This is a genomic window from Flavobacterium agri, assembly GCF_013401995.1.
Classification (GTDB): Bacteria; Bacteroidota; Bacteroidia; order Flavobacteriales; family Flavobacteriaceae; genus Flavobacterium; species Flavobacterium agri.
In genome coordinates this window covers 195387-213560 of record NZ_JACBJI010000002.1, presented here as the reverse complement: position 1 = coordinate 213560, position 18174 = coordinate 195387, and the positions used below count along the sequence as shown (strand labels likewise).

General features: G+C 47.5%; 15 protein-coding genes. 11 read left to right on the top strand and 4 right to left on the bottom strand.

The genetic code is table 11. The features are described 5' to 3' along the window. Positions 1 to 213: 213 nt before the first annotated feature. On the top strand, positions 214 to 1647 hold the full coding sequence (locus HZF10_RS05000) for a hypothetical protein (protein ID WP_176005084.1): 1434 nt from the start codon (positions 214 to 216) through the stop codon (positions 1645 to 1647). 12 nt (positions 1648 to 1659) lie between these two features. Here the strand turns inward: HZF10_RS05000 and HZF10_RS04995 are convergent, their stop codons facing one another. After that, complete coding sequence (locus HZF10_RS04995; RefSeq protein WP_176005083.1) at positions 1660 to 1995, bottom strand: single-stranded DNA-binding protein; 336 nt, start codon at positions 1993 to 1995, stop codon at positions 1660 to 1662. A gap of 262 nt (positions 1996 to 2257) precedes the next feature. Between HZF10_RS04995 and HZF10_RS04990 the strand changes: the two genes are divergently transcribed. From HZF10_RS04990 to HZF10_RS04975, 4 genes are all read left to right on the top strand, one after another. Next, positions 2258 to 2605: a hypothetical protein gene (locus tag HZF10_RS04990; protein ID WP_176005082.1), complete on the top strand. Its 348-nt coding sequence runs from the start codon at positions 2258 to 2260 to the stop codon at positions 2603 to 2605. Between the two features lie 25 nt (positions 2606 to 2630). Next, positions 2631 to 5063, top strand: coding sequence for a M28 family peptidase (locus HZF10_RS04985; RefSeq protein ID WP_246282475.1), 2433 nt, complete (start codon positions 2631 to 2633; stop codon positions 5061 to 5063). Between the two features lie 71 nt (positions 5064 to 5134). Continuing rightward, positions 5135 to 5947 carry a Rossmann-fold NAD(P)-binding domain-containing protein gene (locus HZF10_RS04980; RefSeq protein WP_217703348.1) on the top strand — a complete coding sequence of 271 codons (813 nt, stop codon included), beginning with the start codon at positions 5135 to 5137 and terminating at the stop codon, positions 5945 to 5947. Positions 5948 to 6032: 85 nt separating this feature from the next. Continuing rightward, on the top strand, positions 6033 to 6926 hold the full coding sequence (locus HZF10_RS04975; RefSeq protein ID WP_176005081.1) for a cation diffusion facilitator family transporter: 894 nt from the start codon (positions 6033 to 6035) through the stop codon (positions 6924 to 6926). Between the two features lie 64 nt (positions 6927 to 6990). On the opposite strand, the gene HZF10_RS04970 is transcribed toward HZF10_RS04975, so the two are convergent. After that, the gene (locus tag HZF10_RS04970) at positions 6991 to 9042 is read right to left on the bottom strand and encodes a M13 family metallopeptidase (protein ID WP_176005080.1); all 2052 of its coding nucleotides are present in this window, start codon (positions 9040 to 9042) and stop codon (positions 6991 to 6993) included. Between the two features lie 139 nt (positions 9043 to 9181). On the opposite strand from HZF10_RS04970, the gene HZF10_RS04965 reads away from it, so the two are divergent. From HZF10_RS04965 to HZF10_RS04950, 4 genes are all read left to right on the top strand, one after another. Next, entirely contained in the window at positions 9182 to 9856 is a 675-nt protein-coding gene (locus HZF10_RS04965) for an SCO family protein (RefSeq protein ID WP_176005079.1), read from the top strand. Positions 9857 to 10009: 153 nt separating this feature from the next. After that, positions 10010 to 10234: a FeoA family protein gene (locus HZF10_RS04960; protein WP_176005078.1), complete on the top strand. Its 225-nt coding sequence runs from the start codon at positions 10010 to 10012 to the stop codon at positions 10232 to 10234. Further along, positions 10234 to 12336: a ferrous iron transport protein B gene (gene feoB / locus HZF10_RS04955; RefSeq protein WP_176005077.1), complete on the top strand. Its 2103-nt coding sequence runs from the start codon at positions 10234 to 10236 to the stop codon at positions 12334 to 12336. The genes HZF10_RS04960 and feoB overlap by 1 nt, the downstream gene beginning before the upstream one ends. Beyond that, complete coding sequence (locus HZF10_RS04950) at positions 12333 to 12452, top strand: FeoB-associated Cys-rich membrane protein (RefSeq protein WP_176005076.1); 120 nt, start codon at positions 12333 to 12335, stop codon at positions 12450 to 12452. Before feoB ends, HZF10_RS04950 begins: the two co-directional genes overlap by 4 nt. A gap of 164 nt (positions 12453 to 12616) precedes the next feature. On the opposite strand, the gene HZF10_RS04945 is transcribed toward HZF10_RS04950, so the two are convergent. Together HZF10_RS04945 and HZF10_RS04940 are read right to left on the bottom strand one after the other, a co-directional pair. Further along, positions 12617 to 13270 (bottom strand): metal-dependent transcriptional regulator, encoded by a 654-nt coding sequence (locus HZF10_RS04945; protein WP_176005075.1) that lies wholly within the window; start codon positions 13268 to 13270, stop codon positions 12617 to 12619. A gap of 133 nt (positions 13271 to 13403) precedes the next feature. Continuing rightward, complete coding sequence (locus HZF10_RS04940; protein ID WP_176005074.1) at positions 13404 to 15278, bottom strand: Nramp family divalent metal transporter; 1875 nt, start codon at positions 15276 to 15278, stop codon at positions 13404 to 13406. A gap of 82 nt (positions 15279 to 15360) precedes the next feature. Here HZF10_RS04940 and HZF10_RS04935 point away from each other — a divergent pair, with 82 nt between their 5' ends. Continuing rightward, positions 15361 to 17607: a TonB-dependent receptor gene (locus tag HZF10_RS04935; RefSeq protein WP_176005073.1), complete on the top strand. Its 2247-nt coding sequence runs from the start codon at positions 15361 to 15363 to the stop codon at positions 17605 to 17607. A gap of 107 nt (positions 17608 to 17714) precedes the next feature. Next, the gene (locus HZF10_RS04930) at positions 17715 to 18125 is read left to right on the top strand and encodes a BrxA/BrxB family bacilliredoxin (RefSeq protein ID WP_176005072.1); all 411 of its coding nucleotides are present in this window, start codon (positions 17715 to 17717) and stop codon (positions 18123 to 18125) included. Positions 18126 to 18174: the final 49 nt, after the last annotated feature.

The following is an 18174-nucleotide window of genomic DNA, read 5'->3' as shown; positions in this document are numbered from 1 at the left end:
AAGGATAAAACGAAGGACAAGGACCAGAAAAAAAAGGAGTATAAAAAACTTCTCAAGAAGCTCAAGATTTCAGACAACTGTAAATCGAAGTGCTGCGAAAAATATCAAAAAAGCGAGGACAAACGTTGCGCACGTTGCCCAATGTTCGATTTGATCGAAAAACGTTTGGCCTGTAAAAAATAAGCCCTCCATTACGGAGGGTTTTCTTTTATTATGAAAAAATTGCTTCTATTCATTTCGTTTGTTTTCATACAAGGGTTTGCACAAACTTTGGTCTCGACTCAACACCTTGAGCTTAAAAAGCCTTGGGACAAGAGACAGATTATCTGCATTTCTGCCGAAGACGGAAATGCGTTTTACTCCTTCGCTTCAGACAAGCAACGTATTTACGCTCTTAAATACAATCAAGCACTATTTTTCCGCGACAGTCTTTCAACGACAAGGCCTTCGAAAGATGTCGATTATATTGCCGGGACGAGTTTCGACTCTTCCGGAAACCCTTTCGTTTACTGGTTCTCTGAAGACCGTTCGAAAATCGTCTCGACCGGTTTCGATTTCTCTAGCCGAAAATCGTTCGAGTATCCAACTTCTGTTTCGTTCGAAAAAGAAACATTCCTGAATGCGTTTTCGGCAAAGGGCAAATTCTTCCTGTTAACCGTTTCGGATGAAGAGCAACAGCTTTTCCTACGTTGCTTTACCGATGGCAAACCCGAATTGCATACGCTAGATTTCTCTAAATTCGAACTGGTTTCCCAAAAAGGCAAAAAGTTCAAGCTCGCCGAATTTTTCGAAGGAAATCCTTTGCAATTTATCGAACCCGAAGTGTTTTGTCCTTTGAACGTAGCCGCATCGGTTGCAAAACTTTATGTGAGTTCGGATTCACTCGTGCTATCGTTAGATCACGATTCGAGATTTTCCCAATTTTTCTTGATTGCACTCAGTGATTTCTCTGTAAAGGAAATCAGGAACAATCAACCGGAACTTTCTATAGAAAATACAACAAGCGCCAATTCATTCATCGTCGGGCAAAGCCTTTGCCAGCTTCGTTTTTCTGACAAAGAGCTTGCCCTATCCTTTGAAAATTCGCTTGATGGGAATACTGAACCGGTTGTTTACAGAACAAAAGTAGAAGAATCCATCAGTTTCAAAAGTTCTCCTTTGTTCGTCCAAAATGGCAATAACAAGTCATCCGAAATCAAAACCACAGCGAAATTCATGCGCCGTCTCGAAAACAGCAATCCAGCGATTTCGGCTTACAAATCGCCACAAGGAATCTTGGTTACTTGTGGAGGCGTCAAGCAAACGATGAACACCACTAATGTCATCCTCGGTGCGACACTTGGCGTCGGAATGATTGCGGCAGGCGGCGGATCTGTGAATCCGGGCGATTTTCTCGACGCTTCGGTGTTGCAACAAGTCTACTTCGAAAGCTTATTCGACGACTCCTTTAAGTTCGATACGAAAGACCAATTGCCAATCGCATCCGATTTCATATCGCAATTTTTAGACGAGAACGACGACATTACTACTTATTCCGTCGGGCGTTTCGGAAAATCTGAAATCCTTACTTATTACGATTCGAAGGACAAAACAATCGTTCTGCGAAAATTCACGGATGTTTCGAACGATGATCTTTTCGGCAACTGAACCCGACTAAAATCACTTTCCGCCCAGAAGCAAAAGATCGTTTGCTACAACTTCGGTGATGTACTTTTTCTCTCCGTTCTTGTCGTCATATTGGCGATGGACGAGTTTACCTTCGATGGCGATTTCCTTTCCTTTACCCACGTATTTCTCGATAATCTCGGCATTTTTTCCCCAAGCTATAATGCGATGCCATTGGGTTTCTTCGACTTTTTCTCCTCGTTCGTTCTTATAGACTTCGCTTGTGGCCAGATTGAAGTTCGCTTTTTTCTTGTCGTTTTCAAAATTCTTGATTTCCGGATCCTGACCAACATGTCCGATAAGCTGTACTCTGTTTCTCAATGCATTCATGGCGTGTAAAAATTTAGATGGTTTGCATTCGTGGAGCTTTTCCACGGCTTGATGTTGCAAAGTTGGGAAAACGTTCAAAAAACAGTCGGTAGTTAAACGTTTACTGTCATTTGTAGTCGCTTGTAAACGTTTGTTGTCGGATAAAACGGAGATAAATTCTTATATTTGAGACGCTTTTAGTATATCGGATGCCTTGAAAAACAAGGAATTGCCACATGCAAGAAGCAACATTCGAATCCATACAACCTTAATTACACGCCTTATGAAAACATGTTTGGAATGCGGTGAAAAATCTCTCGGCCGCGAAGACAAGAAGTTTTGCAGCGATGGCTGCCGCAACACGTACAACAATCGAATCAACAAGGACAGCACCAATTTCATGCGTAACGTCAACAATTCCTTGCGCCGGAATTACCGGATACTGACCGAACTCAATACACACGGGAAAACGACCATTTCCCGCGATAAGCTCGTGAACAAAGGCTTCGACTTCGATCATTTCACGGGCATCCGAACAACCAAAAAAGGCAGAATCTTCTATTATCTTTACGATCAGGCTTATCAGAACCTTTCGGGTAACGATTTCAGGTTGATCCGAGAAGAGCGATAGACCCCAAGCAAACAACCAACTACCAATGAAAAAAACCTATGCCGCCTTACTTTCAGCACTTTTCCTATTTGGGACTCTATGCTGGATGTATTTTGACCTCATGCCGCGACGCGTCCCCGACGAAACCGTACCGTTGTCTGAATTTTCAACCAAACGCGCCCTTGAAATCGTTAAGGAAATAGCCAAGACGCCTCATCATGTCGGATCCGGTAATCATAAGACCGTAGAGAGTTATATCGAAAGGGAACTGCATCAATTGGGACTGGAAACCGAAATCCAGGAAGGCACGACACTTACCGACTGGGGAAATCTGGTCAAGTCGCGCAATATAATCGCACGTATAAAAGGGACAATCAACGGCAAAGCGTTATTGCTTCTTTCACATTATGACAGCGCGCCGCATTCTTACTCACATGGTGCTGGCGACGACGCTTCGGGAATTGCCGTCATCCTTGAAAGCGTTCGCGCGTATCTTCACGACAAGACGGCCCACAAGAACGATATTTTTGTCGTTTTTACCGATGCCGAAGAACTCGGACTCAACGGAGCCGCACTTTTCGTAACCCAAAGCAAGTGGGCCAAGCAAATCGGGCTCGCATTGAATTTTGAGGCCAGAGGTACGCAAGGTCCTGGGTATATGCTCATGGAAGTCAACAACGGGAATTCGGGCATGGTCGAAGGTTTCGACGAAGCCGATGCCTCTTATCCCGTCTCGAATTCCCTGATGTACAGTATTTACAAGATGTTGCCCAACGATACCGATTTGACGGTTTTTCGCGAACAAGGCAAAATACAGGGTTTCAATTTCGCGTTTATCGACGGGCATTACAACTATCACACGGCACAGGACGATTTCGATCATTTGAGTCCTGAAACGGTCGCCCATCAGGGAAGTTATCTTGAACCGTTGCTCGATCATTTCGCCAATACAGACTTGCGAACACTCGATTCGGACGATGACCAAGTCTATTATAACACGCCTATCGGATTTTTCCACTATCCGTTTTCTTGGAATTTCGGATTGCTTACGATTGCTTTCGTGCTGTTCCTGTTCCTGGTTTTCGTAGGAATGGGTAAACGTTTGTTATCGCCTGCAGAAATGGGTAAAGGATTCATATTGTTCCTAGGCGCTTTGGTAACGGCGGGAGTGGTCGGCTTTTTCGGATGGAAAACGGTGCTCACGATCTATCCGCAATATTCCGACATTTTACAAGGCTTCACCTATAACGGACATTGGTATATCGTTTCGTTCGTATTGCTCAGTATCGGAATCGCGTTTTTATGGTACGTGCGCACGGGAACCGAAGTCGCCATAGGCAATTACAGTGTTGCGCCTTTGCTGATTTGGCTGCTCATCAATCTCGGTCTCGCAGCTTTCCTTCCGGGAGCGGGTTATTTCGTGATTCCTGTGTTTTTCAGCCTGCTCATGTTCGCTTTTTATATCGCGACCCAACATTCGAGTCCGTTGCTGAATACGATTTTCGCAATCCCGGCCTTTTTCATCTATGTACCATTCATCGTGATGTTCCCGATAGGACTCGGGCTTAAAATCTTGTACGGAAGCGCGGCACTGACCGTGTTGGTTTTCGGATTGCTGCTTCCCGTATTTGCCTACTTTCCGAAAAAAGGATTGTGGTCGGCCGTATTCATTCTAGCTTCGGCCGGATGTTTCGTCTGCGCCCATCTCGAATCGGGTTACGCGCACGGGAAAGCCAAACCCAACAGCCTGGTTTATGTGTACGATGCCGAAAACGACAAATCGGTTTGGGCGACTTATGACAAGAATCTCGACGATTGGACGCGCAATTACCTCACCGAAAGCCCGAAAGAAGATTCTACGTTGAATAAAATTCCGCTTTTCAGCAAATACGGTTCGACTTTTACGTATTCGTACGAGGCCATGCTGCGCGATATTCCGGAGCCTTACGTCGATTTCGTTTCAGACAGCATCATCGGCAACCAACGTTATCTGACCATAAAAATCACGCCGAACCGAAGTGTAAACCGTTATGACATATTCGCCAACGAAAATATGGTGCTGCACAACCTCAAGGCAAATGGTGCGACACTGCTCGGACAGAAAGGATCGGCCTATCCGAGAAACGGCAAAAAACTGCTGAGCTATTACGTGGTGGACAACGAACCGCTCGTTCTTCAGTTCAGCGTTTCAAAAAATACGGTTTTGGATATGGAAATGCTCGAATCGTCTTTCGATTTGATGACCAACCCGTTGTTTATCATGAAAAAACGCGCCGACTGGATGATGCCGATGCCATTCGTTTTGACCGACGCCATTTCGGTCAGGAAAAAAATCGCACCGACACCAAAAACCATAATTCCGGTGCCGTCAAGGCGTAATTTCACGTTGCCGTCGGCACAAAACGATACCATTCCCGATTTGGATGAGGAAATCCAAACCCCGTTACAAACGCCAAGCCAATCGGCACAACAGCCGTAGGCATACGAAAATCGAGCGGAAGCCGTTATGATAATGGCCTAACCGCTTGAACCGAATTTAAGATTACGACATTGCCCACAAAAAATAACATAAGCATTCTCGGATGCGGCTGGCTAGGATTGCCGTTGGCCAAAACTTTGGCTGCGCACGGATTCAACATTAACGGTTCCACTACTTCTTCCCAAAAGCTTGAGGTGCTACAACAGTCGGGAATCTATCCGTTTTTGATTGCACTCGAGGATCGTTCGATTTCGGGCGATATAACGGAATTCCTCAAAAGTTCGTATACGTTGGTTCTCGATGTTCCACCAAAAATAAAGGACGCCGCGCCGAATTCTTACGTTTTAAAAATAAGGACGCTCATTCCCGAAATCATAAATGCGGGAATCAAGAACGTCCTTTTCATCAGTTCCACTTCGGTTTACGGAAACGAGGCAGTAATCGCCACCGAAGAACTCGATCCGAAGCCTTCTACCGAAAGCGGCAAACAACTCTTCGCTTGTGAAAACCTGCTTCGAGAAACGCCCGATTTCCAAACCACGATCATCCGTTTCGGTGGGCTTATCGGCAGCGATCGGCATCCGATAAAACATTTGGCAGGCAAGGAAAACGTCGAGAATCCCGACGCGCCGATCAACCTGATCCATCGCGAAGATTGTTTGGGCATCATCATCAAGATCATCGAGAACAAGATTTGGGGCGAAACGTTCAATGCCGTCGCGCCTTATCATCCGAGCCGCGAGGATTATTACACCCAAAAAGCGCGCGCGATGAATTTGCCTTTGCCTACTTTCAACCGCAAAAACCAATCGACGGGAAAACAGATCAGTTCAGGAAAACTCATCCGTTTCATCAATTATAATTTCCTGCATCCGGAATTATAAACTGTCTATTCTGCCCTGACTTCCAAATCAGCGAACTTTCCGACAAAAACCCGATTCCAAAACCTCGTTGCCTTATCTTTGCCACATGCAAACCAAAGCCGAGCAAGCCGTAAAGACCACCTACCTCAGCATTGTGGGCAATTTGGGATTGGCATTGGTGAAAGGAGCGGTCGGTTATCTTGGGAATTCGTATGCGCTTATCGCTGACGCCATCGAATCGACCTCGGACGTTTTCGCTTCTTTGCTCGTATTGTTCGGCCTCAAATATTCCTCGCGTCCCGCCGATGAGAACCATCCGTACGGCCACGGAAAAGCCGAAGCGCTCGTCACGTTTGCCGTTGTCGGTTTTTTGGTCGTTTCGGCTACGGTCATCGCTTACGAAAGTATCGACCACATCCGCACGCCTCACAAAACGCCGGCTCCGTATACGTTGATCGTTCTGGGCGTCATCGTGATCATCAAAGAGGTTTTCTATCGCATCGTTTCCAAAAAAAGCGACGACACGAACAGTTCTTCACTCAAAGCCGATGCTTGGCACCATCGCAGCGACGCCATCACGTCGGCCATGGCTTTTATCGGGATCGCTATCGCAGTTTTTATGGGTCCGGGTTATGAAACCGCCGACGATTGGGCCGCGTTGTTCGCTTCGGGATTCATCATTTACAATGCGTATTTGATTTTCCGTCCGGCTTTGGGCGAAATCCTTGACGAGCATCTGCACCATGAGGTCGTCGCGCAAATCCGCGTCATCGCGCAAACCGTTCCGGGTGTGATCGATACCGAAAAATTACACGTACGCAAAACGGGAATGAATTATCTCGTAGATCTGCACCTTACCGTCAATGGCGACATCACGGTTACTGAAGGCCATGATATCGCGCACTGCCTCAAAGACAAGATCCAACAGGAAATGCCTGAGGTCGCCGATGTCCTTATCCACGTAGAACCTCATCATTTGGCACAAAAAATCCCGACCTAAGCCGGGATTTCAGTTCACAGTAGCAGTAGCAGAAAGCTGAACTTTCAGCAACTTCGTTAATTAATTACCAGATTTTTACGCGTTTGTCTGGAGTGACGTACAGTTTTTCTCCTGGTTTTATATCGAATGCCTGATAGAACGCATCCACGTTTTGCAAAGGCACGTAAGCCCTGAACATTCCCGGCGTATGCGTATCGGTCTTGACAAGGTTTTTGATGGATTCATCACGGATTTTGGTTCTCCAGATCGTAGCCCACGAAATAAAGAAACGCTGTTGTTGCGTGAAACCGTCGATTTTTCCCGGATCGCCTTTTTCTTTGAGGTAAAGTTCGAGCCCGTCGTAAGCTGCATTGATTCCTCCGAGGTCGCCGATGTTTTCGCCAAGCGTGAATTTGCCGTCGACGAAAGTGCCCGGAAGCGGTTCAAGTGCCGAATATTGGGCAGCCAAAGCCGAACCCAGATCGGTGAATTTCTTCAAATCTTCTTCAGACCACCAATTCACGAGGTTACCGTCGGCGTTGAATCTTGCTCCCGAATCGTCGAATCCGTGTGAAATTTCGTGTCCGATAACCGCTCCGATTCCACCGAAATTAACCGCAGCGTCGGCCCTGTAATCGTAAAACGGCGGTTGAAGGATGGCCGCAGGGAACACGATTTCGTTATTGGTCGAATTGTAATACGCGTTCACGGTTTGAGGCGACATGCCCCAACGTTCCTTGTCTACCGGTTTCTTGAGGTCTTTCAAGCTTTCGCGATGACGCCATTCGGCCATAGCCGTGAAGTTCGAGAAATAACTTCCGCCTTCTGCCGGAGATTTCAAAGTAAGGTCGGAATAATCGCGCCATTTGTCCGGATAACCGATTTTTACGCGGTATTTCTTGAGCTTTGCGATGGCCATGGCACGTGTTTTTTCGTCCATCCAAGGCAAAGCGTTAATACGGGTTTCGTAAGCGCGGAACAAATATTGGATGAGTTCTTCGGCTTTTGCCTTTGCCTCGGGCGGGAATTTTTGCTCTACGTACAATTTGCCCAATGCCTCGCCGACAGATCCGTTGACGGTTTGCAGCGCGCGTTCGTCACGCGGACGTTGCTTTACGGCTCCTGTAAGCGTTTTTCCGTAGAATTCCCAGTTGGCGTTTTCGAGTTCAGTAGAAAGCGCTCCGGCCGAACGGTTGAGCAACATCCAACGCAAATACGCCTTCCAGTCGTCCACTTTATTCTCCTTGAAAATATCGTTCAAAGCGGTCATGTATCGCGGTTGGGAAACATTCAACGTGTCAAGCTTAGGCATGCCGACGCCTGAGAGATAAGCTTCCCATTGGATGCTTGGCGTCAGTTTTTGCAAGTCGGCAACCGTCATCGGATTGTAGGTTTTGCGTCGGTCGCGTCTCTCTACACGATCCAGTCTCGGCTTGCTCATGGCGATTTCCAACGCAAGGATATGCTCGGCATCCGATTTGGCCTTCGCCGGACTTTCGCCCAGATATTGCAACATCCTCGTTACGTGCGCTACATATTTCTCACGTTTTTCCTTGGAATCGGCATCCTCGCCAACGTAATAATCGCGATCGGGCAAACCGAGGCTTCCCAAGCCAAGTCCGACCTGGTTCTTATTGCTGTTTTTGGAATCCGGGCCTACACCGACACCGAAGAATCCGAGACCGCCTTGAGGTTCCATCCAAATCAGGAAATTCTGCAAATCGGCAACCGACTTGATCGCATTGATCTTGTCGAGATACGGCTTCAATGGCTTTATGCCGGCTTTATTGCGCGCGACCGTGTCAAGAATCGACTTGTAAAGCGCGATTGCTTTTCCCTGATCGGTTTTCGAATTGTATTTAGGATTCGCTACGGCTGTTTTGAGAATCGCAAGCGCATCGTTGTCGGTATTCTGACGCAATTCGTCAAAGCTACCCCAACGCGTGCGGTCGGCCGGAATTTCGGTCTTGTCGAACCATGATCCGTTGACGAATCGGAAGAAATCGTCGCCTGGTTTCACTTTGGTATCCATGAGCGACAGGTTGATGCCCGGTTTTGATTGGGCTGATTGTGCGTAAATGCCCGAACAAGCGAGCAATGGCAGCATCAGCCAGAGTTTTTTGTTGCAGTTTTTCATACGATTGGGTTATGTTGGCTTAAAGTTAGGAAGTTAGTCTTTGGAAAATGCGTTTTGTTTCGCGACCAGAGCCAAAATGAGTGTTAATTGTTTCGAGTCGGGTCTGAATTCCTTCGTATTTTTGCGCCAAAATCCAAACATGCTTTCCTTTTTAAAGAAGTACCGCGTTTTTTTCATCACGATGTTGTTGGTTTCGGCTGTTTCAATTGCGGCTTTCTATCAGGTTCTGAAACCGAGAAAGACACTCAAAATTTTCAGTCCCGCCGACGTAAATCCTGAAATGGTCGACAGCACGCTTCAGGACATCAGGAAAACACATACGATAGCCGACTTTTCGTTCGTAAACCAAAACGGAAAAACCGTAACCCAAAAAGATTACGAAGGTAAGATTTACGTGGCCGATTTTTTCTTTACGACGTGCCAGTCGATCTGCCCGATCATGACGCGCAATATGGCCGATGTGCAGAAAGCCATCGCCAACAATCCGAAAGTGATGATTTTATCGCATACGGTGATGCCCGAAGTGGACAGCGTGCCCGTGCTTAAAAAATATGCGATAGAAAAAGGCGTGAACGATGCCAAATGGAATCTTGTGACCGGTGACCGAAAGAAAATTTACGAGATGGCACGCAAGTCGTATTTGGCCGTAAAACTCGGAAAACCCGAGGAATTGTACGACATGGTACATACCGAAAATTTCGTTCTGGTCGATGCGAAACGCCGTGTTCGCGGATTTTATGACGGGACGAAGCCTGAGGATGTGAAACGGTTGATAGAAGATATCAATTGGTTGAGTCAGGAAGGGAACGATTGAGATGCGCGTGGTCAACCCGTCGAAGCTTCGGGAGTAGAACACCGCAAGATCAAGCTCCTTAAAATTATCACAACGTTATATCTTACGAACGCGCAAACGGTAAACTCACGAACTTTTATCGTATTTTTGCGCTTTATTCAATCTAAATAAGGCTTGCACACGACCGTTGACCAACTGAAGAAAGGCGAAAAGGCCATCATCACGGAAATCGATTCGGACACGCTTCCGCTAAAGTTGCTCGAAATGGGCTGCTTACCCGGAAATACTGTCGAATTGCTGCAGATCGCACCTCTTGGCGATCCCATGTACCTTGACATCAACGGTGCGCGATTGGCCATCCGCAAGGAAACGGCAAAGCACATCTCGGTAGAGATCTAATGAGCAACGAAAACATCAATGTAGCGCTTATCGGGAATCCCAATGTTGGGAAAACGTCGGTATTCAATGCATTGACGGGCCTCAATCAACAGGTTGGGAATTATCCCGGAATCACCGTCGAGAAGAAAATCGGGTTTTGCAAACTGCCACACAACATAAAGGCGAACATTCTCGATTTGCCCGGAACGTACAGTTTGAACGCGAGTTCGATGGACGAAAACGTCGTGATCGAATTGCTGCTCAACAAAAACGACAAATTGTTCCCGGACGTGGCCGTCGTGGTTACCGATGTGGAAAACCTCAAGCGCAATTTGCTGCTTTTCACTCAGATCAAAGACCTTGAAATTCCCGTCGTTTTGGCCATCAACATGGCCGATCGTATGGAATACAAAGGGATTTCGCTCGACATTCCGTACCTCGAGGAACGCCTTAATACTAAAATCGCGCTCATCAGCACGCGCAAAAAACAAGGGATTGACGAGCTCAAGAACCTCATCGTTTCCTATAAAACGCTTTCCACCGAACCTTGTCTTAACGCTTCGGCTATCGACCAGGCGTATTTCGACGGATTGCGCAAAACCTTTCCGAACGAGCTTTTGTACAAATTATGGCTCGTGATCACGCAGGACGTGAATTTCCGCGGCATCGAGAAAAAGGAAATCCTTTCGGCCTTGCGCAAACCCGATTCGGAGCTCAAACGCCTGCAGCAAAAGGAAACCATCAAACGCTACCAGTTCATCAACGACGTGTTGCGCATCGGACAAACCATAGATGCGAGCGCAGCCAAGGATTTCGGAAGCCGACTCGATCGCGTGCTCACGCATAAAGTTTGGGGATACGTGATTTTCTTCTCTATACTTTTCGTGATTTTCCAGAGTATTTTCAGTTGGTCCGAATATCCGATGGATTTGATCGATTCCGGTTTCGGATGGCTCTCGAATGCCGTCGCGACACACATGCCATCTGGAATCTTGACCGATTTGATCGCCCAAGGTATCATTCCGGGAATCGGCGGAATCGTGATTTTCATCCCGCAGATCGCATTTTTGTTCCTGTTCATTTCGATACTCGAGGAAAGCGGTTACATGAGCCGCGTCGTGTTCTTGATGGACAAGATCATGAAGCGCTTCGGTCTTAGCGGAAAAAGCGTCGTGCCTTTGATTTCGGGTACGGCCTGCGCGATTCCGGCTATCATGGCCACGCGCAACATCGAAAATTGGAAAGAACGTTTGATCACGATTTTAGTCACGCCGTTTACGACTTGCTCGGCTCGTCTTCCGGTTTATACGATCATCATTTCGTTGATTATTCCGGATAAACGCGTACTCGGATTCCTCAATCTGCAAGGCCTCATGTTAATGGCGTTGTACGTTGCCGGTTTTTCGATGGCGATCCTGGCGGCTTACGTCCTGAACAAAGTCCTCAACATAAAAGGTAAGAGTTATTTTGTGGTCGAGATGCCGAATTACAAGCTTCCGCTGTTCAAAAATGTAGCGATCAACGTTGTCGAGAAAACAAAAGCGTTCGTCGTCGGAGCAGGAAAAATCATCTTGGCGATTTCGATCGTGCTTTGGTTTTTGGCTTCGTACGGTCCAGGCCACGATTTCGAAAATGCCGATAAAATCGTTGCCGACAACCTAAAAGCGCGCAACATCACATACGACGAACAAACGTTGACCAACGAAATCAATTCGTACAAACTCGAGAATTCCTACCTTGGGCTTACCGGAAAAATCATCGAACCCGTAATCAAACCGTTGGGTTACGATTGGAAAATCGGGATTGCGGTGTTGAGTTCATTCGCGGCCCGCGAAGTCTTCGTCGGCACTTTGGCCACGATTTACAGCGTCGGCGATACAGACGAACAAGATCCGATACGCGAGAAAATGGCCACCGAAACCAGAGCAGACGGTTCTCGTCTTTTCGACCTTCCGACCGGTGTTTCGCTTTTGCTTTTCTACGCTTTTGCGATGCAGTGTGCGAGTACGTTGGCCATCGTGAAAAAAGAGACAAATTCGTGGAAATGGCCCGCAATCCAATTTACGGTAATGAGCGTCATCGCTTACCTGGCCGCTTTCACCGCTTATCAATTGCTGCAATGATACAGGAAATTCTGGCTTTCGGGATTTTGGCCGCCGCCGTTTTCTTTTTGGCGCGCAAGTTCTTTTTCAAGAAGAAGAAAAAGGACGGATGCGGACCGGATTGCGGTTGTTCGTGAGAATTTTTTCTTGGGCGTGCCGGCGACTTTCATGTCCGCGATAGCATCACTGTTTTAGAAGCCGCCGTCGGGCTGCCGCTGCTATCTTTTTGAGGTGCCTCGACTGCGCTCGCCACCCCAAAAAGGATATCCGCTCACATCCCTCACGCAAATCCGACTTCGAATCACGTCTTTCTCACGAACAAATTCCCGGCGATCTTGTTCGAAATCGTCATTTCCGATCCGTTCGCTTTGATGCGCAACGACAAATCGAACGCTTCTTTCGATACGATATCGATTTTCGTCCCGAGCGAGATTTTCTGTTTGTCCAGATATTTGAGGAATTCCGAAGATGTATCTTTCACGCCGACACAAATCCCCGATTGGCTTTCCTCGAGTTCCGACAATAATTGCTTCTCGACCTTGACGATACGACCCAAAGCATCCGGAATCGGGTCGCCATGCGGGTCTTCTGTCGGATTCCCGAGAAAATCGTCGAGGCGGTTGATCAATTGTTCAGATTGTATGTGCTCGAGCTGTTCGGCTATGTCGTGTACCTCATCCCAATTAAAATCGAGTTTCTCCACGAGGAAAACTTCCCAAAGCCGGTGTTTGCGCACGATCATTTTCGCGGCCAGCAACCCTTGATCGGTAAGCGATACGCCTTGGTATTTCTTGTAACTCACGAGTTCCTTCTCGGCCAGTTTCTTGAGCATGTCGGTCACCGATGAAGCTTTTGTCTCCATTTTCTCGGCAATCGCGTTCGTACTCACTTCGGCGTCTGTCACGCTCGTGAGGTGGTAAATGGTCTTGAGGTAATTTTCTTCTGAAAAGGTCATTGTTAAATGTAAAATGTTGTTTGTGAAATGTTTGATGAGAAACCTGAGATGAGAAACTTGAGATGAGACGCATGTCTTGGTTTTACGAAACCTCACTCATTTTACGTTTCACATTTCAAGTTTCACCTCAAAATCACTTCTTTACAATCACAAGCGGAATCGAAATCCCGTGCCGCACTTTACTCACGGTCGTCCCGAAAAGCAAATCCTTGAAGCCCGAATGACCGTGCGTGCCCATGACCAAAACGTCGAAATTGCCCGCGTTTACGAGTTTCGCAATGCCTTTGCCCGGATTCCCGAACGCGAGTTTGGTTTCGATGGTATAGCCTTTAGACGTGAGCATTTCGTCGTATTCCTGCAACAATTGTTCGTCTACCGAAGTTTCGTGGTCGACGATCTCGTCTCCATACATGATTGCGCCCACCGTTTCCACTACGTGTATCAACGTGTATTTGGCATCGGTTCCGCCAAGCGCGAACGCATTGTTGAGCGCGTTCTCGTCGGCGGCCGAAAAATCAACGGTAACCGCTATGTTCTTTTTGGCCGATTCGCCCGTGTGGACGTATTTAAGTTTGAGATGGTGAGGCGAATGGTTGTAGATGTGTTCTTTCGGCTTGATCACGAACGGTTTGATCACGATGTACAGCAACAAAATCAGGAAAGCGATTGCCAACGGAACAACCGTAAACCACAAAAGCGTAGGATTTTCGGAGGTTTCGAGCCAGCCTTTGATTTCGGCGTACACCAATCTTCCGTTGAGCGAAACGATCACCAAAGCAATTAGCCATGCCGAAATTTGTGTGATGCGATTGATGTGGAAACCTTTCATTTTGGTCTTGTCGCTCACGAAATGGATCAACGGGATAATCGCGAATCCGAGTTGCAGACTCAAAATCACCTGACTCAAAATCAGCAGTTTTCCGGTAACGCTTTCGCCGAAATACGAAATGGTGATCACCGCCGGAACGATCGCGATCAGACGCGTCAAAATACGGCGAACCCAAGGTTGGATGCGCAGATTCAGATAACCTTCCATGATGATTTGGCCCGCAAGTGTTCCGGTGACGGTAGAACTTTGACCTGCGGCAATCAACGCGACCGCGAACAGGATCGCGGCCCATTTCGTGCCTAACATCGGCGCAAGAAATTTATGTGCGTCCTGTATTTCGGCAACATCGTACATTCCGTTCTTATAAAATGTCGCGGCGGCCAAAATCAGGATGGCGGCATTCACGAAAAATGCGAGGTTGAGCGCTATCGTCGAATCGATGAAATTGTATTTGAGCGCTTGCTTTACGCCTTCTTTGGTGCGGTCGAATTTGCGCGTCTGTACCAGAGACGAATGCAGGTATAAATTGTGAGGCATCACGGTCGCCCCGATAATCCCGATCGCGATATACAACGCGGCTTCTCCGGGCAACGAAGGAATCAATCCCGCGGCGATTTTGGGTAGTTCGGGTTGGGCGAAAATCATCTCGCAGATGAACGAAAATCCGATAATCGCCACTAGCGCAATGATGAAGGCTTCCATTTTGCGGATGCCTTTGTTGATCAGGAAAAGCAACAGGAAAGTGTCTAAAACCGTGATGAACACGCCGTGCAACAACGGAATGTCGAACAACAGGTTCAAACCGATGGCCATACCGAGCACTTCGGCCAGGTCGCACGCCGCAATCGCGATTTCGGCCAAAAAGTATAAAACATAATTGACGAAAGGTGAATAGGTTTCGCGTGAAGCCTGTGCCAGATCCCGCTGCGTGACGATTCCAAGACGCGCGCTCAAACTTTGTAAAAGCAGCGCCATGATGTTGCTCATGAGCAACACCCAAATCAGCGCATAACCGAATTGGCTGCCTCCGGCGATGTCGGTCGCCCAGTTTCCGGGATCCATATATCCGACCGAGATCAAATAAGCCGGCCCTAAAAACGCAAGGATTTTCCTAAAACCTTTGGCTTTGTTCTGCGTCGAGACCGATTCGTGTACTTCTTCGAGTGATTTACCCTTCACTTTGCAAATTTTAACCCAAATGTAAATTTTATTTTTTGTTTCGACAAATTTAATTTTTAGATTTGTCTAAATTTTAATTATTGTGAAACTAAACTTCCTTTTTGGATTTCTTTTTCTAAACCTGTTCGCTTTTTCCCAAGGAAGTGTTTCGGGAACCGTAAGACTCGACGGAAAACCGTTGGAAAACGTCGTGATCTCTTTAAAAAACAATTCGGTGATGACCGATTCCGTGGGGAAATTCCGTTTTGAAAATCTGCCAAAGGGGAAGCATCAAATCGCAGCTTCTTTCGTCGGAATGCAACGCCAATCCAAAAGCGTCACGGTTTCGGACGGTTCCGAAGCCACGCTCAATTTCGATCTCAAAGAAGACAATGCGCTCGAGGAAGTCGTCGTCACTGGAACATTGAAAGCGGTTTCGCGATCGGAAAGCCCGGTGCCTGTAGAAAGCTACAAACCTGCTTATTTCAAAAAAAATCCGACGGCGAATGTATTCGAAGCCTTGCAGAACGTGAACGGTGTACGTCCACAGCTCAATTGCAACATTTGCAACACGGGCGATATCCACATCAACGGACTTGAAGGCCCGTATACGCTCGTTTTGATTGATGGAATGCCCATCGTAAGCGGATTGTCGACGGTTTACGGATTATCGGGAATCCCGAATTCGATTTTGGATCGCATCGAAGTCGTGAAAGGCCCGGCTTCTTCACTTTACGGAAGCGAGGCCGTCGGCGGACTGATCAACATCATCACCAAAACCGCGCGCACAAGTCCGGCTTTTTATGCCGATGCGTTCACTACGAGTTGGGGCGAGACGAATGCCGATATGAGTTTCAAATTTACGGCTTCCGAAAAAGCAAGTGCGCTTACCGGAGTCAATTATTTCAACTACAGCAACCCGATTGACGAAAACGGCGACAATTTTACCGATGTCACGCTTCAGGACCGCATCTCGGTTTTCCAGAAATGGAATTTCGAGCGAGCCGACAACAAGCTGTTCTCGATCATGGGTCGCTATTATTACGAAGACCGTTGGGGCGGTGAGATGCAATGGAGGAAACGCCATCGCGGTGGAGACGAAGTCTATGGCGAAAGCATTTATACGAGCCGTTTTGAAATCGTCGGCGCTTACGAGCTTCCGATAAAGGAAAAAGTGCTTTTCCAATATTCGTATACCGACCATGACCAGAACGCGGCTTACGGCGATATCATGTATTTGGCGCGACAACGCATCGGCTTCGGTCAATTCACCTGGGACAAAAAACTCGACAGGCACGACCTGCTTTTCGGGGCGGCCTTCCGTTACCAATATTACAACGACAATACGACGGCTACCGAAAAAGCCGATCATATGAATATTCCGGGTTTTTTCGCCCAGGATGAAATCAAACTTGCCGAAAGACACAAACTGCTTCTCGGTGCGAGATACGATTACAACAACCGCCACGGATCGATTTTTACGCCTCGGCTTGCCTACAAATGGAGTTTCAAGGACGGCACGATTTTGAGGCTGAATTCGGGAACGGGCTTCCGCGTCGTGAATCTGTTTACCGAAGAGCATGCGGCCTTGACCGGAGCGCGCGATGTTGTGGTAGTCGGCGACATAAAACCCGAACGTTCTTGGAATGCCAACTTGAATCTGTTGCGCAAGTTCAGGTTCGAAAACGGAGGCGTACTGCATGTAGAGACTGCAGCCTGGTACACGTATTTCACGAATTCGATCCTGCCCGATTACGACACCAATCCGAACCAGATCATTTACAGGAATCTCGACGGACATGCGGTCACGAAAGGTATCAGCGGCAATGTCGACCTCGTGCTTCCGAATGGCATCAAAGCCACGATCGGCGCGACTTTCATGGATGTCACGCGTACCGAGAACGGAAAAACGACGCGTCAGGCACTTACCGAACGCTTTTCGGGCACTTGGGCGATTTCGTATCGAATCCCGGGAACAGCTTTCGACATCGATTACACGGGAAATATTTATGGTCCGATGCGACTGCCTTTGCTGGGTCCGTTAGATCCGCGCGACGATCATTCTCCTACATGGAGCATCCAAAACATACAATTCACCTATAAAGGCATACGGAATCTGGAATTGTATTTCGGGATAAAGAACTTGCTCGATTGGACACCGGCCAAAAAAGCACCGTTCCTGATTGCCAATGCGGATGATCCGTTCGACCATAACGTGGAATACGATTCGAACGGCAATGTGATCGCGACGCCTTCCAACCCCTATGCGTTGACTTTCGACCCGACGTATGTGTACGCTCCTAATCAAGGATTGCGTACATTTTGCGGGTTGCGATATACGCTCAATTGACATCATAGTCCAAACCTATGCACTTGATTGGTTTTTCCGATTGTGGATTGTCGGGTTATAATTAGCATTTCTGCGTATCTTTGTAGCCTAACTTTAGCACTTTTGTTATGTATCCAGAAGAATTGGTAAAACCGATGCGCGAGGAACTCGTTTCAGCCGGTTTTCAGGAATTATATAGCGCCGACGCTGTAGAATCGGCACTCTCGTTGCCCGGAACGACTTTGGTTGTCGTGAATTCGGTTTGCGGATGCGCCGCCAGAAACGCGCGTCCGGGAGCAAAAATGAGCCTTGACGGAAGCAAGAAACCCGATCATTTGGTAACTGTTTTCGCCGGAATGGAGCGCGATGCCGTAGACGCGGCCCGCGACAAAATGTTCCCTTTCCCGCCTTCTTCGCCAAGCATGGCTTTGTTCAAGGATGGTGAATTGGTGCACATGCTCGAACGTCACCATATCGAAGGTCGTCCGGCTGAGATTATCGCCGAGAACCTAAAGGATGCGTACGAGGAATATTGTTAATATCCGTTACAGAAGTTGAAAGGCCGCTTTTTTGAGCGGTCTTTTTTTT